This is a genomic window from Rhizobium sp. S152 (assembly GCF_030380735.1).
GTDB lineage: Bacteria > Pseudomonadota > Alphaproteobacteria > Rhizobiales > Rhizobiaceae > Rhizobium.
Map to the genome: position 1 here is coordinate 235536 of NZ_JAUDRZ010000001.1, position 26127 is coordinate 261662.

Here is a 26127-nt window from a genome sequence, read left to right on the forward strand (position 1 = left end):
CGTTAAGAATAGATGAATAAATCCGGAATCGGCAGGAATCGTCATCTCGTTTTATGACAGAATCGCAATATGCCAGTTGCCCCGCTATCAGGCAACATGGCGAAGGATGGCGGCATAGAAGCCGTCCAACCCCGATGCGAATCCGGCTGGAACATGAAGCATATCGGGCGTAGTACGGAACTCGCCCAGTTCCGTGATCGCCATTTCCAGCCCGGGCCAACGGCTGGGCTCGATCGCAACTCGCTCGACATCGGACGTGTCAGCGAGAATGCGCGCGATCACCGCTTCGCCTTCGGATGGATCGAGAGAGCAGTTGGAGAAGACGATATGACCATCCGGCTTCAATAGCGTCAGCGCATGGCGCAGCAGTCGCTCCTGCAGGCCGGCCAGCTTTTCGATCTCCTCCGGTCCCTTGGTCCAAAGCACATCGGGATGCCGGCGGGTGGTACCGGTCGACGAGCAGGGGGCATCGAGCAGAATCGCGTCGAACAACTCCACCGGCTCGTATTTCGTCAGATCGGTCGCGATGGTTTCGGCCGAAAGCCCCAACCGCTCGAGATTGGAACGAAGCCGCTTGATCCGGTTCGCCGATTGCTCCACGGCGGTGACCGTGCCGCCCGCAAGAATGAGCTGGGCCGTCTTGCCCCCGGGCGCCGCACAGAGATCGGCCACGCGCTTGCCGGTAAGGTCGCCGAACAGCTGCGCCGGAATGCTCGCGGCCGCGTCCTGTACCCACCAGGCGCCATCGTCAAAGCCCTCGAGCGACGGAATGCTACCTTCGAACGCCGCAAGGCGCACACCGCCGGTCGGCAGAACAATTCCGTTAAGACGCTCAGCCCATCCCTTGGGATCTGATTTGACGGTCAGATCGATTGCGGCCGGCTGCAGCTGCGATCCCGCGATCGCGGTCGCCGCATCCTTGCCGTAGGCCGTTTCCAGCCGCTCGAAGAACCAGGTTGGCATCGGCGAGATCGTTGCGATTGACGCGAGGATCTCTTGCTTCTCACGGCCCATGCGTCGCAGGACTGCGTTGACAAGCTTGGCGAAGCGCCTGCTTCTCGGGTCGTTGTTTGCCTGTTCGACGGCAAGGTCGACGGCCGCATGATCGGGAACGTCGAGATAAAGTATCTGCGCTGCAGCGACGGTCAGCACATAATGCAGGGCGCGCGCGCCTTCCGGCAGCGGTGAATCGAGCAGCGAGGATACTGCCGCCTCGATGCGCGGCAGGTGCCTAAGCGTCGTATTGAGGATGGCGCGCACCAGCGCCCGGTCACCATCGTTAAGTGCCTTGTAGGCAGGGTTACCGTGTTCATTGTCCAACGCACCGTCCAATGGCAGCTTGCGCTCGACCACAGCCGCCAGGATCTTCGATGCCGCGGCCCGCACCTGAAGGCCGGGCTTTGCCGGACGGCTACCCGCGGGTTTCTGCTGGCGGAAGGGCTTCTTGCCGTCTGAACTCAAGACCATGGACCTTTTGGTGGTTGCGAATCATCGCGACCGAGGCCCGCATTGGGAACCGAGCGCGATTTGCGCGTCGGATTAGCAGCGCGGGGCGCCTGCGTCGAGCCATTCATCCCGCTGCGCGCCATTTCCTCCAGCGCCGCAATCCGGTTCTCGGTGTTCGGATGCGTCGAAAACAGATTGTCCATGCCGGCGCCCGTGAGCGGATTGATGATGAACATATGGGCGGTCGCCGGGTTTCGTTCGGCATCGTAGTTCGGCACGTGCGCCGCGCCGCGGGCAATCTTGTCGAGGGCCGAAGCAAGCCAAAGTGGATTGCCGCAGATTTCGGCGCCGCGACGGTCCGCCGAATATTCTCGCGTACGGCTGATAGCCATCTGCACGATCATGGCCGCCATCGGCGCCACGATCATCGCCAACAGCACGCCGACGAAACCAAGGGGATTGCTGTTGTTTTCCCGGTTGCCGCCAAAGAAGAACGCGAAATTGCCCAGCATGGATATCGCGCCGGCAAGCGTTGCCGTCAGCGTCATCGTCAGCGTGTCGCGATTTTGGACGTGCGCGAGTTCATGCGCCATGACCCCGGCAACCTCCTCAGGCGAGAGCGCGCTGAGCAGACCTGTTGATGCTGCCACCGCCGCGTTTTCGGGATTGCGACCCGTCGCGAACGCGTTCGGCTGCGGGCTATCGTAGAGATAGACCTTCGGCATCGGCAGCCCGGCATTGCGCGCCAGATCCCGGATGATGGTGAAGAACTCCGGCGCATTGCGCTCGTCGATCTCCTGGGCGCGGTAGGCCGACAGCACCATCCGGTCGGAATTCCAATAAGAGAAGAAGTTCATGCCGGCGGCGATCAGCAGCGCGATCATCATGCCGCCGCGTCCGCCGATCAGGAATCCGACGACCATGAAAAGTGCTGTCATGAAGGCGAGCAACATGGCGGTACGTACAAGGTTCATCGGGGTCTCCATATCCTTTCATTCCGTCGCGCAGGGTCAAAGGGTTTCAATACGGGCGGCGACGCACTATGATCTGGTTATTCACCAGCCATTTTCAATGTTTCCCAGCTGGACATGCGTGATGCAAGCAGCCGATAACGACAATATCGAAACCACAGTTACTGAAGGCGAGGAAGCGCCGCGCAAGATGCTGTCTCCTGCAGCCAAGCGCGCCCTCGCCGAAGCCGAGGAGCGTCGCCGCGCGGAACAGCCCGTCGATCGGCCGACCGAGATCGGCGGACGAGGGGGGGCCGACCCCGCCCGCTTTGGCGATTGGGAAATCAACGGACGCGCGATTGATTTCTAAGTAAATATTCCTATTGACTTTGCATCGGGATCGGAATTTATTCCTCTTATGTCAAAGTTGTTCGCCTTTATCTGGTTCGCCTTCGTCGCGCTTCCCGCAAGCGGCGACGCTCGCGATCAGATTGACGGCCCGGTGCTTGCGGAAATTCTCAGAGTGATCGACGGAGACACGCTGCTGGTCGAGGCGCGTCCATGGCCACAGCAGACGATGGAAGTCTATGTCCGCCTCCGCGGCATCGACGCCCCTGAAATGCACTCCCGCTGCGCAGATACCAGACGCGCCGCTCTGGATGCGCGGGAAGCCCTGGTGTCTCTGACGGAAAGCTCGCCCGAGATAAGGCTTACACAAATCTCTGGAGACAAGTATTTCGGACGCATCCTTGCGGACGTGACCCTGTCGGATGGAAAGAATCCGGCTCAGGACCTGCTCGAGCTAGGAATGGTCAGTTCGTACGACGGCGGCCGCAAGCCGAAGTTGTCCTGCCCAAGCGGGAGTAATGCCGCCCCGAACGAACAGGGCGGCATGTAACGTTCAGCTCTCGGCCTTGTTTTGCCGGTTTGCGATCAGATCATCGACCACCGCCGGATCGGCAAGCGTCGAAATATCGCCAAGCGCACCGAAATCATCCTCGGCGATCTTGCGCAGGATACGCCGCATGATCTTGCCGGAGCGCGTCTTCGGCAGACCGCTCGCAAACTGGATCTTGTCGGGCGCAGCAATCGGCCCGATCTCAGAACGCACATGCTTCACCAGCTGCTGGCGGAGTTCGTCGGAGCCTTCGTTCCCTGCCATCAGCGTGACATAGCAGTAAATCCCCTGGCCCTTGATATTGTGCGGGTAGCCGACGACTGCGGCTTCCGAGACGAGGCTGTGCGAAACAAGCGCCGATTCAACTTCCGCTGTGCCAAGACGATGGCCGGAGACGTTGAGAACGTCGTCCACGCGTCCGGTGATCCAGTAATATCCGTCCTCATCGCGGCGGCAGCCGTCGCCCGTGAAATACTTTCCCTTGTAGGTGGAGAAGTAGGTCTGAATGAAGCGCTCATGGTCACCATAAACAGTCCGCATCTGGCCCGGCCAGCTGTCCGTGACACAGAGATTGCCGTCGGCAGCGCCCTCCAGCACCTTGCCTTCATTGTCGACCAGCTGCGGCTTGACGCCGAAGAACGGCACCGTCGCCGAACCCGGCTTCAGATCGATTGCGCCTGGAAGCGGCGTGATCATGTGGCCCCCCGTTTCCGTCTGCCACCATGTATCGATGACAGGGCAGCGGCTGTCGCCGACCACGTGGTAATACCACTCCCAGGCCTCGGGATTGATCGGCTCGCCCACCGTGCCCAGCAACCTAAGGCTGGAGCGCGACGAGCGCGTCACGAACTGATCGCCGGCGCCCATCAGCGAACGGATCGCCGTCGGCGCGGTATAGAAGATGTTGACTTTGTGCTTGTCGATGATTTCCCAGAAGCGACCCTGGTCCGGGAAGTTCGGCACACCCTCGAACATCAGCGTCGTCGCGCAATTCGCAAGAGGACCGTAAACGATGTAGGAATGCCCCGTTACCCAGCCGACGTCCGCCGTGCACCAATAGATGTCTCCGGGATGATAATCGAAGACATATTCATGCGTCATCGCGGCATAGACGAGATACCCGCCCGTCGTGTGCAGCACGCCCTTCGGTTTGCCCGTCGAGCCTGAGGTGTAGAGGATGAACAGCGGATCTTCCGCCTTCATCTTCACAGGCGGGCATTCGGCCTTAACGGTTGCGGTTTCCTGATGATACCAGAGATCGCGACCCGGCGCCCAGCCGGTCTTGCCGCCGGTACGGCGAACCACCAGAACCTTGTCGACGATGACATGCTGGCGCGCAGCGATATGAATGGCGGTATCGGTATTATCCTTCAACGGAACCGGCTTGCCGCCGCGCACGCCTTCGTCGCAGGTGATCACAAATGTGGATTCGCAATCGACGATGCGGCCAGCCAACGCCTCCGGCGAAAAGCCGCCAAATACCACGGAATGCACGGCGCCGATACGAGCGCAGGCAAGCATCGCGTAAGCCGCTTCCGGGATCATCGGCATGTAGATCGTGACGCGGTCGCCCTTTTTCACACCATGCTTCTTCATCACGTTCGCCATCCGGCAAACATGTTCGTAAAGCTCGTTATAGGTGACCTTCTTGTCGATATAGGGGTTGTCGCCTTCGAAGATGATGGCGACCTGATTGCCGTTCGTCTTCAGGTGGCGGTCGATGCAATTATAGGAGACGTTTGTCTGCCCGTCCTCGAACCACTTGATCGAGACCTTGCCGGTGAATGAGGTGTTCTTGACCTTGCTGTAGGGCTTGAACCAGTCGATCCGCTTGCCATGCTTACCCCAGAACTTGTCCGGGTTCTCGACGCTTTCCTCGTACCACTGCTCGTACTTGGCCTTGTCGATAAGCGCATGGTTCTTAACCGGCTTTTGCACCGGGTAGATCTTCTCCGACATGAAACTCCTCCTCACTCGGATACTGGACAATCTAAAAACGAAGCAGTCCAGATTGACTTTGGCCCATTCATAGCAGGTCACATTGGCCCGGCAATTAGACAAAGGTCATTTCATTCGTGATCAATTGCAATTATGCGTCACTGCGGTTATATAGCGGCATATTTCCCGGACATAGTGGTGACAATCCACGGACCGCGACACCGGCGCGGACGACAGAAGGACTATATCCATGGCTCAACAATTGCTCATGCCGAAGGCGACCGCTATCTGGCTCGTCGACAACACGGCCCTGTCTTTCGACCAGATCGCGCAGTTCTGCCGACTGCATCCGCTCGAAGTGAAGGCCATTGCCGACGGTGAAGCCGCGCAGGGCATCAAGGGTCTCGACCCGATCTCCACCGGCCAGCTTTCCCGCGATGAAATCGCCCGCGCCGAGAAGAACCCGGCTCACAAGCTGAAGCTCTCTGAACCGAAGGTTCGTGTTCCCGAATCCAAGCGTCGCGGCCCGCGCTACACGCCGGTCTCCAAGCGCCAGGATCGCCCGAACGCCATTCTCTGGCTGGTTCGTAATCATCCTGAACTGAAGGACGCTCAGATTTCCCGTCTCGTCGGCACCACGAAGTCGACGATCGAGCAGATCCGCGAACGCACTCATTGGAATTCCGCCAATCTGGCTCCGATGGATCCGGTGACGCTCGGCCTCTGCAGCCAGATCGATCTCGACCTTGAAGTGGAGAAGGCCTCCAAGGGTCGCCCGCTGCCGACCGCCGCCGAGCTCGGCGAGACGCTGCAGTCCGCACACGAAACGGAACGTCTGGCACCAGGCTACGAGCGCGAAGAAGAGAAGGAAATCGATGCCGATGCCGTCTTCGCCAAGCTCAAGTCCCTGAAGTCCTCGCCGAAGGACGAAGACGAGGACGACCAGTACTGATCTCATAAAAGATCGAACCAAGCGAGCCCCGCCTGCGCGGGGCTTTTCTTTTGGCGCCCGTCACATCGGGAGCGAACCGTATCCGCGTCCGCGTAGCGCTTCGGCGATTTCCTCAAGGATCGATGGATCGTCTATCGTCGCCGGCATCTTCCACGGCAGCCCATCGGCGATCTTCTGCATCGTGCCGCGAAGGATCTTCCCGGATCGCGTCTTCGGTAGGCGGCCGACCGCAATCGCCGTCTTGAACGCGGCGACCGGCCCAATCTCCGTTCGGATTAGCGCGACGACCTCGGCTTCGATCGCGGACGTTTCCCGTGAAACATTTTTCTTCAGCACCAGGAAGCCGCACGGCACCTGCCCCTTGAGTGGATCGGCAACGCCCACCACCGCGCATTCAGCGACATCGGGATGTTTGGCGCATACTTCTTCCATCGCGCCCGTCGAAAGCCGGTGGCCGGCGCAATTAATGATGTCGTCGGTGCGCGACATGATGAAGAGATAGCCGTCTTCATCGATATAACCCGCGTCGGCAGTTTTGTAGAAACCGGGAAATTCGGACAGATAGGCCTCATGAAATCGGCTGTCGGCGTTCCACAGCGTCGGCAGGCAGCCTGGGGGAAGGGGAAGCTTGATCACGATATTGCCGAGTGTTCCTGAAGGCACCGCATGGCCGGCATCGTCGAGCACCCTGATGTCGTATCCCGGCATCGCAACGGTTGGGGATCCATGTTTGACGGGTAGGGCTTCCAACCCAAGCGGATTGGCCGCGATCGGCCAGCCGGTTTCTGTCTGCCACCAGTGATCGATGACGGGAACCTGAAGCAAAAGTTCGGCCCATTTCAGCGTCTCGGGATCGGCACGCTCGCCCGCGAGAAAAAGCGCTCGAAACGCCGGCATGGAATGCTCTCGGATAAAGACGCCCTCACCATCCTCGCGCCGAATTGCGCGAAACGCCGTCGGAGCGGTGAAGAGGACCTCGACCTTGTGTTCCGCGATGACGCGCCAGAACGTGCCGGCATCCGGCGTGCCGACCGGCTTGCCTTCGAAAATCACGGATGTCGCACCGACGAGCAACGGGGCATAGACGATGTAGGAATGCCCGACGACCCAGCCGATGTCGGACGCGGTCCAGAACACGTCGCCGGCCTTGATATTGTAGATATTGGCCATCGACCAGATCAGCGCCGCCATATGCCCGCCATTGTCGCGAATGACGCCTTTCGGCTGCCCGGTCGTTCCTGATGTGTAAAGAATATAGAGTGGATCGGTTGCTGCGACCGGCACAGGCGCCACCACCGTCCTGCGATAGCCGGCGATCACGGCTTCGAAATCAAGGTCCCGGCCTACAATCAAATCTGCCGTTAGCTGCGGTCTCTGCAGTACGAGACACCGTTTCGGTTTACATTTTGCCAACGAGATCGCCTGATCGACCAAAGGCTTGTAGGGAACGACACGGCCAGGCTCCAGTCCGCAGCTCGCGGTAATAATTAGTTTCGCACCCGAATCGTCGATCCGCGCCGCAAGCTCGCTGGCGGCAAATCCCCCAAAGACGACCGAGTGGATGGCACCGATCCGCGCACAAGCGAGCATGCTGAAAATCGCTTGCGGAACCATGGGCATGTAGAGAATGACCCGGTCGCCCTTGGCTATCCCGAAACCTTGCAGGGCGGCAGCGATCGCGTTCACCTCGGCAAGCACGACACTATAGGTAAACGATACTTTCTCACCGGAAACGGGGCTGTCGTATATGATTGCGGTGGCATCACCACGACCCGCGTTCACATGGCGGTCGAGACAGTTGTAGCAGCTATTGGTCTCTCCGCCGGCGAACCAGCGGCCATAGGGGCCATCATCGGGAGCGAATATGCGGTCCGGCGGCTTGAACCATGAAATCTCGTTGCCGGCTGTACGCCAGAAATCATCGGGGTCCTGCCGCCACGCTTCGTAGACCCGCTGGTAATCTCCTCGCATAGGCTCCTCCCCGGGACATGCGATGCCATCCTGTCAATCTAGGGGAGGGGTACGACAAGAGAAAGCCCGACGAAAGCAGAGTATCAGCGAGCGCCGAAAATCGCGGAACCAACGCGAACGCTTGTCGCTCCGAAGGCGACGGCGGTCTCATAATCGCGCGACATGCCCATCGACAACTTCTCGACGTTGCAGGCCTTGGCGAGCTTTGCCAGCAGTGCAAAATGCGGCCCCGGGTTCTCCTCCGCCGGCGGAATGCACATGAGCCCTTCGATCACCAAGCCGAGTTCCTCGCGGCAAAGCGTAACGAAGGCAGCTGTATCATCCGGCGCGATACCAGCCTTCTGAGGCTCCAACCCGGTATTAACCTGCACGAACAGGCGCGGCGCCTTACCCTGCTGCTTGATCTCTTCGGCAAGCGCGCGAGCAATCTTCTCCCGATCTACTGTCTCGATGACATCGAACAGGGCAACCGCCTCGGCGGCCTTGTTCGACTGCAACGGCCCGATAAGGTGAAGTACGATGCCATCCGTCTCCGCTTTGAGTTGCGGCCACTTGCCCTGGCTCTCTTGAACACGATTCTCGCCGAAGACGCGTTGACCGGCTTCAATCGCAGGACGGATCTGATCGGCATCGAAGGTCTTGGAAACGGCGACCAGCTCCACCGATCCGGAAGCGCGTCCGCCGGATCGCTCCGCCACCGCAATGCGCGCCCGCACGTCGTTCAATCGCTCTTGAAGTTCCATCGTTCTCTACCGATCTGACCACCGTTGGACATACCGGCAATGCACTAACCCCACACGCCCGTGTTTGCCAAGCGCAGCGGCGCCAGATTCGTCCTTGCCAGGCAATGATTGAACACTTCGCGGGGCTGCAAAACTTGACGGTACGGCGGTTTCATGGTGAAGGTCACCACCAACTTCCCCTGATTTTCCGGAAATACGAATACGATGGCTACCGAACGTTATAATCCGCGCGATGCCGAGCCTCGCTGGCAGCAGAAATGGAACGAAGAGAAGGTCTTCGAGACCGACAACAGCGATCCGCGCGAAAAATACTACGTGCTCGAGATGTTCCCGTATCCGTCCGGTCGCATCCATATGGGCCATGTTCGCAACTACGCCATGGGTGACGTCGTCGCTCGCTACAAGCGCGCCCGTGGCTATAACGTGCTCCACCCGATGGGCTGGGACGCCTTCGGCATGCCGGCGGAGAACGCCGCCATGGAACGCGGCGTGCACCCGGCTGCCTGGACCTATCAGAACATCGCATCGATGAAGTCCCAACTGAAGGCGATGGGCCTGTCGCTTGACTGGAGCCGCGAGTTCGCCACCTGCGACGTCGCCTATTACCAGCACCAGCAACATCTCTTCGTCGACTTCCTGGAAAAGGGCCTAGTCTACCGCAAGCAGTCGAAGGTGAACTGGGACCCTGTCGATAACACGGTTCTCGCCAACGAGCAGGTAATCGACGGCCGTGGCTGGCGTTCCGGTGCCCTGGTCGAGCAGCGTGAGCTGACGCAGTGGTTCTTCAAGATCACCGATTTCAGCGAAGACTTGTTGGAAGCGCTGGACACACTAGACCAGTGGCCTGAAAAAGTTCGGCTGATGCAGAAGAACTGGATCGGTCGCTCCGAAGGCATGACCGTTCGTTGGGAGATCGCAGGCGGCGCATCGAGCGAGACCGAGGTGACGGTCTACACAACCCGCCCGGACACGCTCTTCGGCGCCTCTTTCCTGGCGATCGCCGCCGATCACCCCCTGGCAAAGGAGGCCTCGGCCAAGAATCCGGCTATCGAAGCGTTCTGCGACGAGTGCCGGCGTGCCGGAACATCGCTGGCAGCGCTTGAGACGGCCGAGAAAAAGGGTATCGACACGGGCATCCGCGTCAAGCATCCGCTCGATCCGTCGTGGGAGCTGCCTGTTTACGTCGCGAACTTCGTTCTGATGGACTACGGCACCGGCGCCATATTCGGCTGCCCGTCGGGCGACCAGCGCGACCTGGATTTTGCCCGCAAGTACGATCTGCCGGTTATACCCGTCGTCATGCCGAAGGGTGGGGATGCCGCAAGTTTTACCGTCGGCGACACCGCCTACGACGGCGATGGTGTAATGATCAACTCGCATTTCCTCGATGGTAAGACAACCGAGGAAGCCTTCAAGATCGTCGCGGATCGTCTCGCTGGCACCACACTCGGCAATACACCGCAGGGCGAGCGAAAGGTCAACTTCCGCTTGCGCGACTGGGGCATCTCGCGTCAGCGCTACTGGGGTTGCCCGATCCCGGTCATCCACTGCGATGATTGCGGCGTCATCCCCGTCCCGAAGAAGGATCTGCCCGTCAAGCTGCCTGAGGACGTGACCTTTGATCAGCCCGGCAATCCGCTGGACCGCCACCCCACTTGGCGCAATGTCGCTTGCCCGCATTGCGGCAAGGACGCTCGTCGCGAAACCGACACGATGGACACCTTCGTGGATTCAAGCTGGTATTTCACCCGCTTCACAGCGCCGTGGGAGACAAAGCCGACGGACGAACAGGCTGCAAACCGTTGGCTGCCGGTCGATCAGTATATCGGCGGCATCGAACATGCGATCCTGCATCTACTCTATTCACGTTTCTTCACCCGCGCCATGCGGGAAACCGGCCATGTCGATGTGAAGGAGCCCTTCAAGGGTCTGTTCACGCAGGGGATGGTCGTACATGAGACCTACAGCCGCGGTGCGGGCATGTCGCGTGAATGGGTGGCGCCGGCAGATATCCGCATTGAGGACGCAGACGGCAAGCGCCGCGCATATTTGCTCTCGAACAACGAAGAGATCGCGATCGGGTCCATCGAGAAGATGTCGAAGTCGAAGAAGAACGTCGTCGACCCTGACGACATCATCGCTTCTTACGGTGCCGACACCGCACGCTTCTTCGTTCTCTCCGACTCGCCGCCGGAACGCGATGTCATCTGGTCGGAAGCCGGGGTTGAAGGCGCACATCGCTTTACCCAGCGGCTGTGGCGTCTGATCTCCGAAGCAGCGGAAAACCTGAAGGATGTTAGTGCGAGTCCGGCTAAGGATGGCGAGGCTCTGGCAATCTCGCAGCTTGCCCACAAGACCTTGAAGGCTGTCGAGAACGACTATGATAAGCTCTGGTTCAACAAAGCTGTCGCGCGTATTTATGAACTGGTCAACGCGCTCGCCGCGCCGCTGACAAAGGTTGCGGCCGGACAGGCGGACGCCGCGTACCGCGCCGCCGTTCGCGATGCGGCGCAGATCCTGATCCAGCTCGTTGCTCCGATGACCCCGCATCTAGCCGAGGAATGCTGGGCCGTGCTCGGCAATAGCGGCCTACTGGCACAGACATCCTGGCCTCGCTTTGAAGACAGCCTCGTGGTCGAAAACGACATGGTTCTACCTGTCCAGATCAACGGCAAGAAGCGCGCAGAATTGACAATTTCTCGCGACGCAGATCAGAATGCCATCATTGAGGCGACGCTTGCGCTTGACGACGTCAAGCGCGTGCTGGACGGTCAAGCGCCGAAGAAAATTATCGTGGTTCCACAAAGGATTGTGAACATTGTCGTTTAATATCGCCCTCAGACTGGCTCGCGGCGCTGGTATCACCGCGATCCTTGTATCCACGATCGCTTTGGCATCCTGCCAAGTCCGCCCCCTCTATTCTGAAAGCTCCGGCGTGGCTGGCAAGCTGGCCTCCGTCAGCTTTTCCGACGCAACGACTCGGATTGAGCAGGAAGTCCGCAACCGGCTGATCTTCCTGGCATCGCGTGGTGCCGGCGAGCCGGCGCAGGCAGATTACAAGGTTGAATTCAGCGCTCGCTCGGACGTTATCGGAACGCTGCTCGTTGAATCCTCCGATACGTCCCAAGCCGGTCGCGCGACTGTCAGCATTGACTACACGCTGAAGTCCAACAAGGACGGCCACGTGATCAAGGCTGGCAACCGGTATGCGACGGCGCTCGTCGACTTCTCCCGCCAGGAGTTTGCAAAGCAGCGCGCTATTCGTGATGCGGAAAACCGTGCTGCGCGGCAGGCCGCCGAGTTTGTCGGTGCCGATATAGCAGCCGCGCTCGGCCGATAGGAGCGAATGCGTGGCGGAAATCAAGTCCCACGAGTTCGACGGCTTCCTCGAAAGATCCGCCCGCAATTACCGACTGTTTGTCATTTACGGGCCCGATCGAGGGCTCGTCTCGGAGCGCGCGGGGCAAATAGCCGCCAAGACCGGCGTGGCGCTAGCCGACCCATTTTCACTGATAAAACTTGATGTCACTGATCTGCAGAAGGACCAGGGCCGGCTGCTGGACGAAGCAGGCGCTCTCGGTCTGTTTGGCGGCGACAAGCTAATCTGGATCAGAGGGGCGGCAAACGAGAAATATCTCGTTGATTCCCTGCAAATTCTCTCTGGAAACCCGCCAGAAGCAACATACATCATCGTGGAAGCTGGCGATCTGAAGAAGGGTTCGCTGCTTCGCAAGATCGCGGAGCCGGCACGTAGCGTCGCGACGATTGCCTGTTATGCAGACGACGGCCGGGCGTTGAATGCGCTTATTGACGTGGAGCTGTCGGAAGCGGGCTTGCGTATAACTCCGGCTGCACGGCAGGCTTTGGTCGAATTGATTGGCGGCGATCGTATTGCTTCTCGCAACGAAGTGCGAAAGCTTGCTCTCTATTGTCGCGGTCAGGAAACGATCGAGGAGCAGCACGTCATCGACATCATCGGTGACGCAAGCGCCATCTCGGTGGACGACGCCGTTGATGCCGTACTTAGTGGCAACAGTGGAAGTTTTCTGCATGCCATGCAGAAAATCATCTCCTCTAAGACGGCCATTTTTCTCGTCTTGCAAGCCTGTCTTAAACAGTTTCAGCTCATAGACTCGATGCGCGCTGAGATGGAGGAGAAGCGCCTGCAGCCCGGACAGGTAATGCAGACGATGGCCCGCCATCTACATTTCCGGCGTAAGCCGATTATTGAGCAAGCTCTACGCACTTGGTCGGCGGATGCGGTGGCACGCGAAACGAACAGACTACAGGCTGCAATCCTGCAGTCCCGAAAACGCTCGTCGATGGAAGATACGATCGCGCTACAGACACTCCTATCGACGACGCTCCAATCGGCAAGGCGTTAACGACATCTAGCGCCTCTCAAGGAGCCGGCAGATCTCTTCCAGTTGTTCCAGAGACTTGTAGGAAATGCGAATCTGACCACCCGATGCCTTGTGATTGATAGCAACTTCCAACCCCAACGCATCAGACAGCGTCCGCTCAAGCGCCAGCGTATCAGAATCCTTCTGATTTTGAGCAGGCGCCGCCGGCCGGGGTTCCGATTGCGCCTTGATGTCGTTCTGAGCGAGACGCTCAGCATCGCGTACGGACATCCCCTTGGAAACGATAGTTCGGGCGAGGCTCGCCGGATCCGACGTCGGGACCAGAGCACGAGCATGTCCGGCCGAGAGCGTTCCAGCAGAGAGAAGATCTCGGACGGGCTCTGGAAGCTTCAGTAGCCGAAGCGAATTCGCGACATGGCTACGGCTCTTGCCGATAATTTCACCCAGATCGTTCTGCGTATAGCCGTACTCTGCGATAAGTTGTTCATACCCAAGTGCTTCTTCCAGCGGATTGAGGTCCGAACGTTGAACATTCTCGACGATCGCAATTTCCAACGCGGTCTTATCATCGACATCACGCACGATCACGGGTATCTCGACAAGACCCGCCAGCTGTGCCGCACGCCAACGTCTTTCGCCGGCTATTATTTCAAATTGGCTTACGCCCAATGTACGGACGACCACTGGCTGCACGATCCCGTGTTGTCGAATAGAACTGGCCAGATCGTGAAGTTCACCGTCGTCGAACGTACGGCGGGGATTGCGAGGATTGCGAGAAACAAACTCGATCGGTATCGTCCTGTCAGCGCTGACGCTGGGCTTTTCGACATTGACCGGCGTAGGCTGATCCATCTCGCCGATGAGCGCAGCCAGGCCACGCCCTAGTCTTCTCTTTGCAATGTCATCACTCATATCTTTATTCTCTACGATAAAAAGCCGTCGTTAAGCCGCAAGGCGCTGGCGCTCGCGCTGGATAACCTCGGACGCCAACTGCAGATAGGCCTGGCTGCCCGCGCATTTCAGATCGTAAAGGATCGCAGGCTTCCCATAGGAAGGCGCCTCCGAAACACGGACATTGCGCGGTATCAGTGTATGATACACCTTTTCACCAAGATGTGTCCGAACATCGCTCACCACCTGTTGCGCAAGATTGTTTCGAGAGTCGAACATAGTAAGCACGATCCCTTGAATATCGAGCGTGGGATTTACGGTCCGACGCACCTGATCAACCGTCTCCAACAACTGGCTCAAGCCCTCCAGGGCGAAGAACTCACACTGTAACGGGACCAAAACGGAATGTGCGGCCGCCATCGCATTCATTGTCAGAAGATTGAATGATGGGGGGCAATCGACAAGTATATAAGAAAATCGATAAGCCTCCTCTTGCGTCAGGGCCGATCGCAACTTAAACACCCGGTCGCTTTGCTGCGAAATCTCCATTTCGATCCCGAGTAGATCCATCGTGGATGGCACAATGAAGAGGTTCGGCACTGCCGTTTGTTGCACCACTTCCTCGATACTATGATCTCCAATCAACAGATCATAGGAGGAAAGCAGCCGATTCCTTCGATCAATCCCAAGTCCGGTGCTGGCATTCCCCTGAGGATCAAGGTCAACAATCAACACTCGCTCACCAATCGCAGCAAGAGCAGTTGCGAGATTGATCGCCGTAGTCGTCTTGCCGACACCACCCTTTTGGTTAGCAATTGTGATAATTCGATTTCGTTCGCCAGCCATCGATAAAGATCCGATACGTTAGACCAAGCGCCGGAGATTCGAGATCTCGAGGATCACCGAGTCCTGCTCAACGGCACTGGGATGTTCTACCAGATCAAAGCTCCAGCTACCATGCGCTTTATCCAGTTCCCGCCGGTAATCCCGGCCTTTATGCAGCATGGATTTAAGCGCACCATTCTCTTCTGCCCATGGTTGGATGAAATGAAAAAGCTTGTCTAACTCGGCCAAGGCACGAGCTGAAACCAAATCAACGGATTTTATAACGCTTGGCGCGTCCTCAATTCGCAACGCGTGAACGGTTCCCCGCGCGCCCGTCTCGCGGAGAGCCGTACGCAAAAAGGCAGCCTTCTTGTTGTTGCTTTCGACGAGATCGACCCATCCGTCCTTCGTCTCCGCAAGAAAGATAGCGGTTATGATCCCAGGGAAGCCGCCACCACTGCCAAGATCCGTCCAATGTGCGGGCTGCTGCTGCAGCTGGAAAATCTGGGCACTATCCGCAATATGCCGCTTCCAGGCGTCGGAAATGGTGGACGGCGCCGTCAGGTTGATTGATTTTGCCCATTTTTGAAACAGGGCTACAAAATGCTCCAGGCGCTCCTGTGTTTCACGTGAAACACGCCGGCCGTTCAAATCCATATCGAGGACTCTCTTACATTGTAACTAAGCGATTTTCGCTGCGCCTGGTTCGGAGCGACGCAAATGAACCAAGAGCAGGGAAATAGCGGCAGGGGTCATGCCATCAATCTTTGTCGCCTGTGACACGTCATGGGGTTTTGACGCGCGAAGCTTTTGCTTAAGTTCGTTTGACAGGCCAGACAGGAGATCGAAGTCGAAATTCTCTGGTATCAATCGATTCTCATCACGCTTCACTTGTTCGATGTCGGACAGCTGACGCTGCATGTAGACTGCGTAGTTTGCCTCAATTTCCAACGCGTCAGCGACTGAAGGCGCGATCGCCTCCAGCTCTGGCCAAATACGATGCAAATCAGTGAAGCTATGATCAGGATAGGACAAAAGTTCATATGCCGAGCGCCTTTGGCCATCCAGATTCAACCGGAGGCCGGCACGACGCGCTTCACTCGGGGTCGCTTGTAGCGACTTCAAAATGCCGCTGCCGGCATCAAGATCGTGCTTGTATCTTTCGAAGCGAAGCCGGCGAGCTGAAGATGCCAAACCAATGTTGATTGCCAACGGCGTAAGGCGCACGTCGGCGTTATCTGCCCGAAGCGACAGTCGGTACTCTGCCCTCGACGTAAACATCCTATACGGCTCAGCAACACCTCGTGACGTAAGATCATCGATCATGACCCCAATATAGGAATCAGTGCGGCTGAAGCGCACGGCTTCCTGATCACCCGCACGGCGTGCAGCATTGAGACCCGCGACCAAGCCTTGCGCTGCGGCCTCCTCATAGCCAGTTGTACCATTAATCTGGCCCGCCAGAAACAGTCCATCCATCCTCTTGACTTCAAGCGAGGGCTTGAGCTCTCGCGGATCGACATGATCGTATTCGATGGCGTAACCAGGCTGCAAAATTTCGACGCGCTCGAGTCCTGGAATAGTGCGAATGAAATCTTCTTGAACGTCAGCGGGCAGGGAGGTCGAAATACCGTTCGGATAGACGGTATTATCATCAAGCCCTTCAGGCTCAAGAAACACCTGATGCCCATCCCGCTCGCCAAACTTTACCAGCTTATCCTCGATTGACGGGCAATAGCGCGGGCCGACGCCCTCGATCTGACCCGAATACATCGCGGAGCGTTTGATGTTGTCAACGATAATCTTGTGGGTGGCTTCGGTTGTTCGCGTAACGCCACAATCGATCTGCGGGTTCAAGATGGCATCGGTCATGAAAGAGAAGGGAACAGGATCAGGATCAGCGCCCTGACGTCCGACGCTCATCCAATCGATTGTGCTCCCATTCAAACGCGCAGGCGTTCCAGTCTTTAGTCGGCCCAAACGCAGGCCAAGACCAAGCAAGGTCTGAGAAAGGCCAACCGATGGTGCTTCGCCCGCGCGGCCCCCATCGACCTTTTGATCGCCAATATGAATCAGTCCGCGCAAGAATGTACCGTTCGTCAGGACGACGGCACCGCAAGAAAGAATCCGGCTATCTTTCATGGTAACGCCAGAAACGGAGCCATTTGTAATCTTGAGGTCAAAGGCATCGCCCTCAATAACGGTTAGGTTTGCGATCCCCTCGATCTCCGCCAACATCGCCTGACGATATAGTTTCCGGTCAGCCTGCGTCCGAGGACCGCGAACCGCCGGACCCTTCTTGCGATTGAGCATCCGGAACTGGATACCTGCCGCGTCAGCGACGCGACCCATGAGCCCGTCGAGAGCATCGACCTCGCGAACAAGATGACCCTTGCCCAGCCCACCAATCGCTGGATTGCACGACATTACGCCGATCGTATCACGACGATGCGTGACAAGAGCAGTCTTCGCGCCGTAACGCGCCGCGGCCGCAGCTGCCTCGCAGCCAGCGTGTCCGCCGCCGATGACGATGACATCAAAGCGTGAGCTGTTCATGGTATACTCCTAGGATTGCTAGGTGATGGTCGAAGTGCTCGATGGAGTCAAGGCGTTTCACGTGAAACGGAGCGCCGCTCGCCATGGCGATATGTTTCACGTGAATCATTTGCCGATACAGAACTCACCAAATATAACATCCAGGAGATTCTCGACGTCAACGCGCCCGGTCACGCGACCAAGCGCATCAGATGCCGCTCTGAGTTCTTCAGCACGTACGTCTAGGCCGACCAACTCGTCCTCGAGAGCTGCTTCGACAGCGGAAAGACATTTCGAAAGCGAATCTTTATGCCGCTCGCGGCTTGCTATCGCCATTGAATGAGGATGAACCTTATCTTTGAGACGATCTCCAATAATCGCGCGAAGGCGATCAAGCCCGGTACTTTCCTCCGCTGAAACCAAAAGATCATACTGGCGCCGACTGCAGCGGGGAAGATCTGCCTTCGTTCCTATAACTATGGCGTTGTCCACGATAAGATCAGTCATCGGCGCCGGCAGCGAAATGTCCTCGACAAACAGGACAAGATCCGCATCCTCAATCGCGAGCTGAGCCCGACGGATACCTTCCCGCTCAACAGGCTCCAGCGTCTCTCGCAGACCAGCAGTATCGAACAGCTTAACGAGGCAGCCGTCAATGCTAATGTTTGCCTGGAGAACGTCCCGTGTAGTGCCCGCAATATCTGTTACGATTGCTACTTCGCGTTTCACCAATGCGTTCATTAGGGTGGACTTCCCAGCGTTTGGTTCTCCAGCTATCACCACCTTGAAGCCGTCACGGATTATCTCGCCCATCTCGGCCTCGGCAAGGTGTTTGTATATTTCCTGCCTGAGCACCGCCATGTCTGCCCATACCTGATCGGAAACGGACCCGGGGACATCGTCTTCGTCCGCGAAATCGAGCTCTGCCTCTATCAATGCGCGGGCACGGGTCAGCCGCTTCGCCCATCCGTCGTAAAGCCCTGAGAGGCCACCTGTCGATTGCTCTACCGCAAGTCGCCGCTGCATCTCCGTTTCGGCAGCAATGAGGTCTGCTAGCCCCTCAATCTCGACAAGATCGAGCTTGCCGTTTTCAAACGCACGTCGAGAGAACTCTCCAGGTTCCGCCCTTCGAAAATCTGGAATACCGGCGAGTTCTCGATAGAGGGCCTCAACAACCGCGCGGCCACCGTGAAGGTGGAGTTCCGCGACATCTTCACCGGTAAACGAGCCCGGCCCGGGAAAGAAGAGGATCAATCCTTTATCCAGAACCTCACCGTTACGAGTCCGAATCGTTTTTAACGCGGCATGGCGAGGCGATAGCGCATCGTCACCAATCAACTGTTTTAGCGCAAGACCGACACCCGATCCGCTCAAACGGACAACCGCGACGCCTGCTGGCAATGTACCACTGGACAATGCGTAAATTGTTTCGCTTGTGGGCGTCATACTCTTGCTGCCTTGTGAAACAGTAAACGAAAAAGCCGGCCACTAGGCCGGCTTTAAAAATAGAATCCGGCTAACGGACTAGGTGTTCATCGATTCAAAGAAGTCGGGATTGTTCTTTGTCTGCTTCAGCTTGTCTATAAGGAATTCGATCGCGTCAGTGGTGCCCATCGGTGCCAGGATGCGACGAAGCACGAAGATTTTCTGGAGGTCCTGACGCGGAACAAGAAGGTCTTCCTTACGCGTGCCGGACTTCAGAATATCCATGGCGGGGAAGATGCGCTTGTCGGCGACCTTGCGGTCGAGCACGATTTCGGAGTTGCCGGTACCCTTGAACTCTTCGAAAATGACTTCATCCATGCGGCTGCCTGTGTCGATCAGCGCCGTTGCGATAATGGTCAACGAGCCGCCTTCCTCGATATTGCGTGCAGCGCCGAAGAAGCGCTTCGGACGCTGGAGAGCGTTCGCATCGACACCACCCGTCAAAACTTTACCGGAGGACGGCACGACTGTGTTATAGGCGCGGCCGAGGCGAGTAATGGAGTCGAGGAGAATAACGACGTCACGGCCGTGTTCGACGAGGCGCTTGGCTTTTTCGATGACCATCTCGGCGACCTGCACGTGACGAACAGCCGGTTCGTCGAAGGTCGACGAAACGACTTCACCGCGAACGGAACGCTGCATGTCCGTGACTTCTTCCGGACGCTCATCGATGAGCAAAACAATAAGATAGCATTCCGGATGATTCGCGGTGATCGAGTGCGCGATATTCTGCAGCAAAACGGTTTTACCAGTGCGCGGCGGTGCAACGATCAAGCCGCGCTGTCCCTTACCCAGCGGCGCCACCAGGTCGATGACGCGCGAGGAGAGATCCTTGTTGGTGGGAACATCGAGCTCCATACGGAAACGCTCGTTTGGATAGAGCGGCGTCAGGTTGTCAAAATGAACCTTGTGACGGATTTTTTCCGGATCGTCGAAATTGATGGTGTTGACCTTTAGCAGCGCAAAATAGCGCTCGCCTTCCTTCGGCCCGCGAATCGGCCCCTCGACCGTGTCGCCGGTCTTCAGCGAGAAACGGCGAATCTGCGACGGTGAGATATAGATGTCGTCAGGACCCGGCAGATAGTTCGCGTTAGCAGAACGAAGGAAACCAAAGCCATCCTGGAGGACTTCAACAACACCTTCGCCGATGATTTCGACATCCTGGCTGGCGAGCTCCTTGAGGATCGCAAACATCAGTTCCTGCTTGCGCATCGTGCTCGCGTTTTCAACCTCGAGCGATTCGGCGAAAGCCAGCAAATCCGTCGGAGACTTACTTTTAAGTTCTTGAAGCTTCATTTCAGCCATGAAGTGACCATTACTCTGTATTTTAAGGGAAAAGGCGATGTCGAGGTTGTAACCGGTCCCGCGAAGTGCTCGCAGACGATTGAAGTTTACAAACATGCCATAAGGATGAGATGACGCGAAAATAGCGAGTAAGGTGCACCGCCGCAAGGGGGCTGCTTAAAATGAAGCAAATTTAACCCGGCGGCTCCTCACGTTCAGAAAGGTTTCACGACAACCATGATGACGATCAGGATCATCAGCAGGGTTGGGGCCTCGTTCATGAACCGCCAATAGCGCGCTGAGCGCGTGTTTTCATCTCGCTCGAATGCCCGCACAGCCCGACTGAAGAAGATATGAACCCCGGTCAATAGCACGACAAGCCCGATCTTGGCGTGCAGCCACCCGCCCTGAAATCCATAGACCGACCAAGCGAGATAAAGCCCGAAAATCCAGGTCAGCATCATCGCCGGATTCATGATCACTTTCAAAAGCCGGCGCTCCATCACCTTGAAGGTCTCGGACTGCACGGAACCAGGCTCTGCGTCGGTGTGATAGATGAAGAGCCGCGGCATATAAAACAGCCCAGCCATCCAGGCGATCACTGCAATGATGTGAAGCGCCTTGATCCAGAGATAGAGGTTGTCCGGCTGCCAGATAAACAGGCCGGCCGCCAGAACGACAAAAAAGGCGATGGCGAAGTTGGCGCGGCGGCGGGCATAGGCACCGGGCCTTGCGTCGATCTGCTTCTCCATGTCAACCGCTCCTGCCGCGAACGCGCTCGACAAGCAGTCTGACATTCTCGGGATCCGCCTGTGGCGTGATACCGTGCCCGAGGTTGAAGATCAGAGGTCCTGCGCCCAGCCGATCGAGAATGGCATCGATGCCATCCTCAAGCGCCCCACCGCCGGCGACAACCCGCATCGGGTCGAGATTACCCTGAATCGGTCCGTCTTTCTGCAGCTCGGCGGCGAAGGCAAGCGGCACAGACCAATCCAGCCCGATCGCATCCGCCTTCGTCTTTTGCCGGTAATCCTTGAGAAGATAGCCCGCACCTTTCGCAAAGGCGATAATGCGGGCCTGCGGCCGCCTTGTCTTGATCGACGCGATCATTCGCGCCACAGGCCTGACGGCGAAAGCCTCGAATTCTCGTTCCCCTAGGACGCCCGCCCAGGAATCGAAAATCTGCACGGCGTCTGCGCCCGCGTCGATCTGAGCAATTAGGTAGTCGGCGGAGATATCTGCCAGCAACGACAGCAATGCTTCGAAGGCCTTTGGATGCCTGTAGGCGAACAGCCGTGCCGGGGCCTGGTCTGGGGTGCCATGGCCGGCAATCATATAGGTCGCGACGGTCCAGGGAGCGCCACAGAAGCCAAGCAGGGTTGTTTCTACCGGTAACTCCTTACGAAGTCTCGAAACCGTCTCCAGCACCGGCCTAAGGTGATCCATGACGGCATTTGTATCCAGCGCAGCGATGCCCGCCTCGTCGATCGGATCCATTTCCGGCCCATGGCCTTCCGTGAAACGGACGTTCCGCTTCAGCGCATCGGGAATGACAAGAATGTCCGAAAAGAGGATGGCGGCATCGAAGCGATAGCGACGGATCGGCTGAAGCGTCACCTCGACTGCGTAGTCCGGCGTATAACAGAGATCGAGAAAGCTTCCGGCCTTGGCGCGCACTTCCCGGTATTCCGGAAGGTACCGTCCAGCTTGTCTCATAAGCCAGATCGGGGGAGGGCTCAGCGTCTCGCCGTTCAAGACACTCATGATTTTCCGGCGCGTTTCGCTCACACTCGTCTTCCCTATAAAAATACAAAGATATTTTAAAAGGTTTCTATTTCTTAGAGTCTGTTTCTATCAAGGATTAAAATCCATCCACACCCGACACCAATTGTCGCGTCTGCCATTCATTTCCAGCTCAGAATTTTTGCTCGATAGAAAATCTGTGTGGAATATTCAAAAAGGCGAAGCGATTCCAAATGGATCGGAGATGCAGCGTCGGTCCTCCTTCTGTGGAAAAGCTGTGAACGCACGTAGAGCTGGATAGCTTTTTCCACAAAGCCAACAGACCGCCATGAGAGGCCCTTCGCGAAATCCGAATTGTGGAAAACCGGGCATGTTTTCCCTTGCCTTACCCTCGGCCGGTCCCTTAGCTCTCCGCTGTCCAGTGTTTTCAACAGGCAGCGGAAAATAGCGTGGAGAACAGACCGAACTTCTTCCATCTGCATCTGATTTCTGACTCAACCGGCGAGACTCTCATCTCCGCTGGACGAGCCGCGTCCGCGCAATTCAAGGCTGCGCAGCCGATCGAGCACGTCTATCCGCTGATCCGCAATCGAAAGCAGCTGCTGCAGGTTCTCCAAGCCATCGATAGCGAGCCGGGCATCGTGCTCTACACGATTGTCGACCGTGAGCTTGCGACATTGATCGATCAGCGTTGCGCCGAGATGGGGGTTGCTTCCGTCAATGTGCTCGAGCCGGTAATCGATGCTTTCCAGATCTACCTGGGGGCGCCGTCACGCCGACGGGTGGGCGCACAGCATGTGATGAACGCGGGCTATTTCGCCCGCATAGAAGCACTCAATTTCACGATGGATCACGACGACGGCCAAATGCCTGAGGACTACGAGGAAGCCGACGTCGTCATCATAGGTATCAGCCGCACCTCGAAAACGCCGACCAGCATCTACCTCGCAAACCGCGGCATCAAGACCGCCAATATTCCGATCGTCTATGGTGTGCCTCTTCCGGAGAATCTTTTCTCGGTGGTCAAGCCGTTGGTGGTCTGCCTGATCGCGACGACGGACCGGATTTCGCAAGTCCGCGAAAATCGCGTGCTCGGGGCGACGCCCGGGTTTGATCGCGGTCAATATACCGATCGTGCGGCGATTTCCGAAGAACTGAAATACGCCCGCTCGCTTTGCGCCCGTCATAACTGGCCGCTCATAGACGTGACGCGACGGTCAATCGAGGAGACGGCGGCCGCAATCGTTGCTCTTCGTCCCAAGCTGCGTTAAGCGCAGTGGGTCAATTCAAGGGCTTTCGTATGACGACCAAGATCATTCTCGCCTCCGCAAGTCCATTTCGGCGTATGCTTATGGAGAATGCAGGTCTCTCCTTCGAAGCGCATGCGGCCGATATCGACGAGCGCGCCATTGAGTCTCGTTTGGAGAACGTCAGTTCCACACCGGATGCCGTCGCGATCGTCTTGGCAACCGAGAAGGCGAGCGAAGTCAGCCGCCGCTTTCCCGATGCGATCATTATCGGCTCCGATCAGACGATGTCGCTGAGAAATCGGACTTTTCATAAGCCGAAAGATATGGCCGACGCAGCAAATCACCTGCGGCTTCTTTCGGGCAACACGCATCGCCTGAATAGCGCCATCGCACTCGTACAAAACGGTCAAATCATCTGGCAACATGTGTCGCATGCGAATCTGACGATGCGCGACCTCAGCGACGAATTCATTGCCAGGCATCTCGCGCGTGTGGGAGATAGGGCGATGTCTAGCGTTGGCGCCTATCAGCTTGAAGGGGAGGGGTTGCAGTTGTTCTCGAAAATCGACGGCGACTACTTCACCATCATCGGGCTCCCGATGCTGCCGCTGCTTGAAAAACTGAGGGAGCTTGGTGCTATCGATGGATGATTCACGTGAAACACTTGGGCGCCATGCCTTCGTCACCGGCTTCCCGATCAAGCATTCACGGTCGCCGATAATCCACGGACACTGGTTGAAAACGCTCGGCATTCAAGGGTCTTACCGAGCCCACGAGGTCGCGCCGGAGAACTTTCCTGACTTTCTCCAGACCTTGAAAGACGGTCGCTCCGGCTTCATCGGCGGCAATGTCACGATCCCGCATAAAGAGATCGCGTTCAAGCTGGCTGATCAGCCGGACGAGCTATCGCAGGAGCTGGGCGCATCGAACACCCTGTGGGTGGAAGAGGGTAGACTGCATGCGACCAATACCGATGGTCGCGGCTTCACCGCCAATCTCGATGAGCGACACCCGGGTTGGGACAGGGCGCGATCCGCTGTGATCCTGGGCGCCGGCGGCGCCAGCCGTGCTGTCATCCAGGCCGTACGCGATCGTGGCTTCAAGGAAATTCATCTCATCAACCGAACAGTTGCTCGAGCGCGTGAGCTCGCCGATCGCTTCGGTGCCGTCGTTCAAGCACATCCGATGGAAGCGCTCACCGAAGTCATGAGCGGCGCGGGCCTGTTCGTCAACACGACCTCGCTCGGCATGGATGGCGAGGAAGCGCCGCGGCTCGACTTCTCGCCGCTACTCTCCGGCGCCGTGGTCACCGACATTGTCTATGTTCCCCTGAAGACGCCGTTCCTGGTCCAGGCCGAGGAGCAAGGTTTCCCGACCGTGGACGGACTGGGCATGCTCCTGCATCAGGCAGTCCCCGGCTTCGAGAAGTGGTTCGGACAGCGCCCACTCGTCGATGAAACGCTGCGGGCTTTGATCATCGCGGATATGGAAAAGCACTGATGCTCAAGATCGGACTGACGGGATCGATCGGGATGGGAAAATCGACGACGGCGGGATTTTTCGCCGCCGCTGGCGTGCCGGTCAATGATTCCGATGCTGTCGTCCATGCTCTTTATTCTGGAAAGGCTGCGCCGCTAATCGACGAAGTCTTTCCCGGCACGATAAAAGACGGTGCTGTTGATAGGCAGGAACTTAGCCGCCAGCTCACGCTCAAGCCCGACGGCTTCAAACGCCTGGAGGCAATCGTCCATCCTCTGGTCAGGGAGCGGGAAGACGAGTTTATCCGCCAGCAAACTGATGCCGACGCCGAGATGGTCGTCCTCGACATCCCACTCTTGTTCGAAACGGGTGCGGATACGAGGGTTGATATTGTCGTGGTCGTAACATGCGATCCACAGATTCAACGAGACAGGGTGCTTGCGCGCCCGGGCATGACGGAAGAAAAATTCGGTATGATTCTCTCGCGCCAGACGCCGGATGCCTTGAAGCGGGCGCGCGCCGATTATCTGGTCGACACCGGGCATAGCAAGGAAGCTGCCAGGCAGCGTGTTCAAGAAATAATTGCCGATCTGAAATCGCGGCTCGCCAAGGGAGATTTCCGGAATGCGTGAAATCATCTTCGATACGGAAACCACCGGACTGGACAACCGCATCGATCGTATCATCGAGATCGGCGGGGTCGAGATGATCAATCACTTCCCGACTGGCCGCACCATCCACATCTACATCAATCCTGGCGACCAGAAGGTCCATGCCGACGCGCTGGCGGTTCATGGCATTACCGACGAGTTCCTGAAGGACAAGCCTTCGTTCAGCGACGTCGTGCAGGAGATCATCGACTTCTTCGGCGACGGCAAGTGGATCGCCCACAACGCGACCTTTGATATGGGCTTCATCAACGCGGAGCTTGCGCGTCTCGGCATGCCGCCGATCTTGCCGGAACGGGTAACCGACACATTGTCGCTGGCGCGTCGCAAGCATCCGATGGGCCCGAACTCGCTCGATGCGCTTTGCCGGCGCTACGGCATCGACAATTCGCACCGTGCCAAACACGGCGCGCTTCTCGACTCCGAACTTCTGGCCGAAGTCTATATCGAGATGATCGGCGGCCGGCAGACAGCGCTCGGCCTCGGTGTCGCTTCCAGCAAGACCGCAGGCGAGGAGGATCTCGTCGAGGAGATCATCCTGGAATCGATGGAACGACCCCGGCCTCTGCCGGCACGCTTGAGCGAAGGCGAGCAGCAGGCTCATGACGCCCTGATCGCCAAGCTCGGTCAGAAGGGCATCTGGGCAAAATACGATCTGCCAAACTAAAAATGCCCGGGCTTCGCCCGGGCACTTCCATCAGGTCT

General features: G+C 57.7%; 24 protein-coding genes. 11 read left to right on the forward strand and 13 right to left on the reverse strand.

All coding sequences use genetic code 11. The annotated features are described in order from the left end of the window. Positions 1-87: 87 nt before the first annotated feature. Together QTL95_RS01100 and htpX are read right to left on the reverse strand one after the other, a co-directional pair. Positions 88-1467, reverse strand: a complete 1380-nt coding sequence (locus QTL95_RS01100; RefSeq protein ID WP_289718114.1) for an RsmB/NOP family class I SAM-dependent RNA methyltransferase — start codon at positions 1465-1467, stop codon at positions 88-90. After that, on the reverse strand, positions 1458-2420 hold the full coding sequence (gene htpX, locus QTL95_RS01105) for a zinc metalloprotease HtpX (RefSeq protein ID WP_289718115.1): 963 nt from the start codon (positions 2418-2420) through the stop codon (positions 1458-1460). The genes QTL95_RS01100 and htpX overlap by 10 nt, the downstream gene beginning before the upstream one ends. A gap of 121 nt (positions 2421-2541) precedes the next feature. On the opposite strand from htpX, the gene QTL95_RS01110 reads away from it, so the two are divergent. After that, positions 2542-2766, forward strand: a complete 225-nt coding sequence (locus QTL95_RS01110) for a DUF1674 domain-containing protein (RefSeq protein WP_289718186.1) — start codon at positions 2542-2544, stop codon at positions 2764-2766. A 48-nt stretch (positions 2767-2814) separates the two neighbouring features. Further along, entirely contained in the window at positions 2815-3294 is a 480-nt protein-coding gene (locus tag QTL95_RS01115; RefSeq protein ID WP_289718116.1) for a thermonuclease family protein, read from the forward strand. 3 nt (positions 3295-3297) lie between these two features. Here QTL95_RS01115 and acs read toward each other — a convergent pair whose 3' ends face one another. Next, positions 3298-5253 carry an acetate--CoA ligase gene (acs, locus tag QTL95_RS01120; RefSeq protein ID WP_289718117.1) on the reverse strand — a complete coding sequence of 652 codons (1956 nt, stop codon included), beginning with the start codon at positions 5251-5253 and terminating at the stop codon, positions 3298-3300. A 229-nt stretch (positions 5254-5482) separates the two neighbouring features. On the opposite strand from acs, the gene QTL95_RS01125 reads away from it, so the two are divergent. Beyond that, entirely contained in the window at positions 5483-6184 is a 702-nt protein-coding gene (locus tag QTL95_RS01125; protein ID WP_289718118.1) for a DUF1013 domain-containing protein, read from the forward strand. 60 nt (positions 6185-6244) lie between these two features. On the opposite strand, the gene QTL95_RS01130 is transcribed toward QTL95_RS01125, so the two are convergent. Next, positions 6245-8155, reverse strand: a complete 1911-nt coding sequence (locus QTL95_RS01130) for a propionyl-CoA synthetase (RefSeq protein ID WP_289718119.1) — start codon at positions 8153-8155, stop codon at positions 6245-6247. A gap of 83 nt (positions 8156-8238) precedes the next feature. Next, entirely contained in the window at positions 8239-8898 is a 660-nt protein-coding gene (locus QTL95_RS01135; protein ID WP_289718120.1) for a YggS family pyridoxal phosphate-dependent enzyme, read from the reverse strand. 204 nt (positions 8899-9102) lie between these two features. Between QTL95_RS01135 and leuS the strand changes: the two genes are divergently transcribed. From leuS to holA, 3 genes are read left to right on the forward strand one after another with little or no spacing between them, the layout of a single operon-like run. After that, positions 9103-11727, forward strand: coding sequence for a leucine--tRNA ligase (leuS, locus tag QTL95_RS01140; protein ID WP_289718121.1), 2625 nt, complete (start codon positions 9103-9105; stop codon positions 11725-11727). Then, positions 11717-12238 carry an LPS assembly lipoprotein LptE gene (gene lptE / locus QTL95_RS01145; protein ID WP_289718122.1) on the forward strand — a complete coding sequence of 174 codons (522 nt, stop codon included), beginning with the start codon at positions 11717-11719 and terminating at the stop codon, positions 12236-12238. The genes leuS and lptE overlap by 11 nt, the downstream gene beginning before the upstream one ends. A 10-nt stretch (positions 12239-12248) precedes the next feature. Next, a complete protein-coding gene (holA, locus tag QTL95_RS01150) occupies positions 12249-13283 on the forward strand; it encodes a DNA polymerase III subunit delta (protein WP_289718123.1) in 1035 nt (344 codons plus the stop codon). 6 nt (positions 13284-13289) lie between these two features. Here holA and QTL95_RS01155 read toward each other — a convergent pair whose 3' ends face one another. The 8 genes from QTL95_RS01155 to hemE all read right to left on the reverse strand — a co-directional run bounded on the left by QTL95_RS01155 (position 13290) and on the right by hemE (position 22070). Beyond that, entirely contained in the window at positions 13290-14174 is an 885-nt protein-coding gene (locus QTL95_RS01155; protein WP_289718124.1) for a ParB/RepB/Spo0J family partition protein, read from the reverse strand. Positions 14175-14204: 30 nt separating this feature from the next. Further along, entirely contained in the window at positions 14205-14999 is a 795-nt protein-coding gene (locus QTL95_RS01160) for a ParA family protein (protein ID WP_289718125.1), read from the reverse strand. 18 nt (positions 15000-15017) lie between these two features. Next, positions 15018-15635 (reverse strand): 16S rRNA (guanine(527)-N(7))-methyltransferase RsmG, encoded by a 618-nt coding sequence (gene rsmG / locus QTL95_RS01165; protein WP_289718126.1) that lies wholly within the window; start codon positions 15633-15635, stop codon positions 15018-15020. A 24-nt stretch (positions 15636-15659) separates the two neighbouring features. After that, positions 15660-17534 carry a tRNA uridine-5-carboxymethylaminomethyl(34) synthesis enzyme MnmG gene (mnmG, locus tag QTL95_RS01170; RefSeq protein WP_289718127.1) on the reverse strand — a complete coding sequence of 625 codons (1875 nt, stop codon included), beginning with the start codon at positions 17532-17534 and terminating at the stop codon, positions 15660-15662. 105 nt (positions 17535-17639) lie between these two features. Further along, positions 17640-18959: a tRNA uridine-5-carboxymethylaminomethyl(34) synthesis GTPase MnmE gene (gene mnmE / locus QTL95_RS01175; protein ID WP_289718128.1), complete on the reverse strand. Its 1320-nt coding sequence runs from the start codon at positions 18957-18959 to the stop codon at positions 17640-17642. A gap of 78 nt (positions 18960-19037) precedes the next feature. Next, a complete protein-coding gene (gene rho / locus QTL95_RS01180) occupies positions 19038-20303 on the reverse strand; it encodes a transcription termination factor Rho (protein WP_112533159.1) in 1266 nt (421 codons plus the stop codon). A 194-nt stretch (positions 20304-20497) separates the two neighbouring features. Continuing rightward, positions 20498-21034: a protoporphyrinogen oxidase HemJ gene (gene hemJ, locus QTL95_RS01185; RefSeq protein ID WP_289718129.1), complete on the reverse strand. Its 537-nt coding sequence runs from the start codon at positions 21032-21034 to the stop codon at positions 20498-20500. Position 21035: 1 nt separating this feature from the next. After that, complete coding sequence (gene hemE, locus QTL95_RS01190) at positions 21036-22070, reverse strand: uroporphyrinogen decarboxylase (RefSeq protein WP_289718130.1); 1035 nt, start codon at positions 22068-22070, stop codon at positions 21036-21038. Between the two features lie 404 nt (positions 22071-22474). Between hemE and QTL95_RS01195 the strand changes: the two genes are divergently transcribed. The 5 genes from QTL95_RS01195 to dnaQ are packed head-to-tail and all read left to right on the forward strand — an operon-like array spanning position 22475 to position 26089. Continuing rightward, entirely contained in the window at positions 22475-23296 is an 822-nt protein-coding gene (locus tag QTL95_RS01195; RefSeq protein WP_289718131.1) for a pyruvate, water dikinase regulatory protein, read from the forward strand. A gap of 29 nt (positions 23297-23325) precedes the next feature. Further along, the gene (locus tag QTL95_RS01200) at positions 23326-23925 is read left to right on the forward strand and encodes a Maf-like protein (protein ID WP_289718132.1); all 600 of its coding nucleotides are present in this window, start codon (positions 23326-23328) and stop codon (positions 23923-23925) included. Beyond that, positions 23918-24775 carry a shikimate dehydrogenase gene (locus tag QTL95_RS01205; protein ID WP_289718133.1) on the forward strand — a complete coding sequence of 286 codons (858 nt, stop codon included), beginning with the start codon at positions 23918-23920 and terminating at the stop codon, positions 24773-24775. Before QTL95_RS01200 ends, QTL95_RS01205 begins: the two co-directional genes overlap by 8 nt. Next, positions 24775-25386, forward strand: coding sequence for a dephospho-CoA kinase (gene coaE / locus QTL95_RS01210; RefSeq protein ID WP_289718134.1), 612 nt, complete (start codon positions 24775-24777; stop codon positions 25384-25386). Before QTL95_RS01205 ends, coaE begins: the two co-directional genes overlap by 1 nt. Next, on the forward strand, positions 25379-26089 hold the full coding sequence (gene dnaQ, locus QTL95_RS01215; protein ID WP_289718135.1) for a DNA polymerase III subunit epsilon: 711 nt from the start codon (positions 25379-25381) through the stop codon (positions 26087-26089). Before coaE ends, dnaQ begins: the two co-directional genes overlap by 8 nt. Positions 26090-26127: the final 38 nt, after the last annotated feature.

What these genes read in the sequence shown, in the direction of transcription:
- QTL95_RS01100 (WP_289718114.1), bottom strand. Translation starts at nt 1,467, where the DNA reads ATGGTCTTGAGTTCAGACGGCAAGAAGCCCTTCCGCCAGCAGAAACCC.
- htpX (WP_289718115.1), bottom strand. Translation starts at nt 2,420, where the DNA reads ATGAACCTTGTACGTACCGCCATGTTGCTCGCCTTCATGACAGCACTT.
- QTL95_RS01110 (WP_289718186.1), top strand. Translation starts at nt 2,542, where the DNA reads ATGCAAGCAGCCGATAACGACAATATCGAAACCACAGTTACTGAAGGC.
- QTL95_RS01115 (WP_289718116.1), top strand. Translation starts at nt 2,815, where the DNA reads ATGTCAAAGTTGTTCGCCTTTATCTGGTTCGCCTTCGTCGCGCTTCCC.
- acs (WP_289718117.1), bottom strand. Translation starts at nt 5,253, where the DNA reads ATGTCGGAGAAGATCTACCCGGTGCAAAAGCCGGTTAAGAACCATGCG.
- QTL95_RS01125 (WP_289718118.1), top strand. Translation starts at nt 5,483, where the DNA reads ATGGCTCAACAATTGCTCATGCCGAAGGCGACCGCTATCTGGCTCGTC.
- QTL95_RS01130 (WP_289718119.1), bottom strand. Translation starts at nt 8,155, where the DNA reads ATGCGAGGAGATTACCAGCGGGTCTACGAAGCGTGGCGGCAGGACCCC.
- QTL95_RS01135 (WP_289718120.1), bottom strand. Translation starts at nt 8,898, where the DNA reads ATGGAACTTCAAGAGCGATTGAACGACGTGCGGGCGCGCATTGCGGTG.
- leuS (WP_289718121.1), top strand. Translation starts at nt 9,103, where the DNA reads ATGGCTACCGAACGTTATAATCCGCGCGATGCCGAGCCTCGCTGGCAG.
- QTL95_RS01155 (WP_289718124.1), bottom strand. Translation starts at nt 14,174, where the DNA reads ATGAGTGATGACATTGCAAAGAGAAGACTAGGGCGTGGCCTGGCTGCG.
- QTL95_RS01160 (WP_289718125.1), bottom strand. Translation starts at nt 14,999, where the DNA reads ATGGCTGGCGAACGAAATCGAATTATCACAATTGCTAACCAAAAGGGT.
- rsmG (WP_289718126.1), bottom strand. Translation starts at nt 15,635, where the DNA reads ATGGATTTGAACGGCCGGCGTGTTTCACGTGAAACACAGGAGCGCCTG.
- mnmG (WP_289718127.1), bottom strand. Translation starts at nt 17,534, where the DNA reads ATGAACAGCTCACGCTTTGATGTCATCGTCATCGGCGGCGGACACGCT.
- mnmE (WP_289718128.1), bottom strand. Translation starts at nt 18,959, where the DNA reads ATGACGCCCACAAGCGAAACAATTTACGCATTGTCCAGTGGTACATTG.
- rho (WP_112533159.1), bottom strand. Translation starts at nt 20,303, where the DNA reads ATGGCTGAAATGAAGCTTCAAGAACTTAAAAGTAAGTCTCCGACGGAT.
- hemJ (WP_289718129.1), bottom strand. Translation starts at nt 21,034, where the DNA reads ATGGAGAAGCAGATCGACGCAAGGCCCGGTGCCTATGCCCGCCGCCGC.
- QTL95_RS01200 (WP_289718132.1), top strand. Translation starts at nt 23,326, where the DNA reads ATGACGACCAAGATCATTCTCGCCTCCGCAAGTCCATTTCGGCGTATG.
- QTL95_RS01205 (WP_289718133.1), top strand. Translation starts at nt 23,918, where the DNA reads ATGGATGATTCACGTGAAACACTTGGGCGCCATGCCTTCGTCACCGGC.
- coaE (WP_289718134.1), top strand. Translation starts at nt 24,775, where the DNA reads ATGCTCAAGATCGGACTGACGGGATCGATCGGGATGGGAAAATCGACG.
- dnaQ (WP_289718135.1), top strand. Translation starts at nt 25,379, where the DNA reads ATGCGTGAAATCATCTTCGATACGGAAACCACCGGACTGGACAACCGC.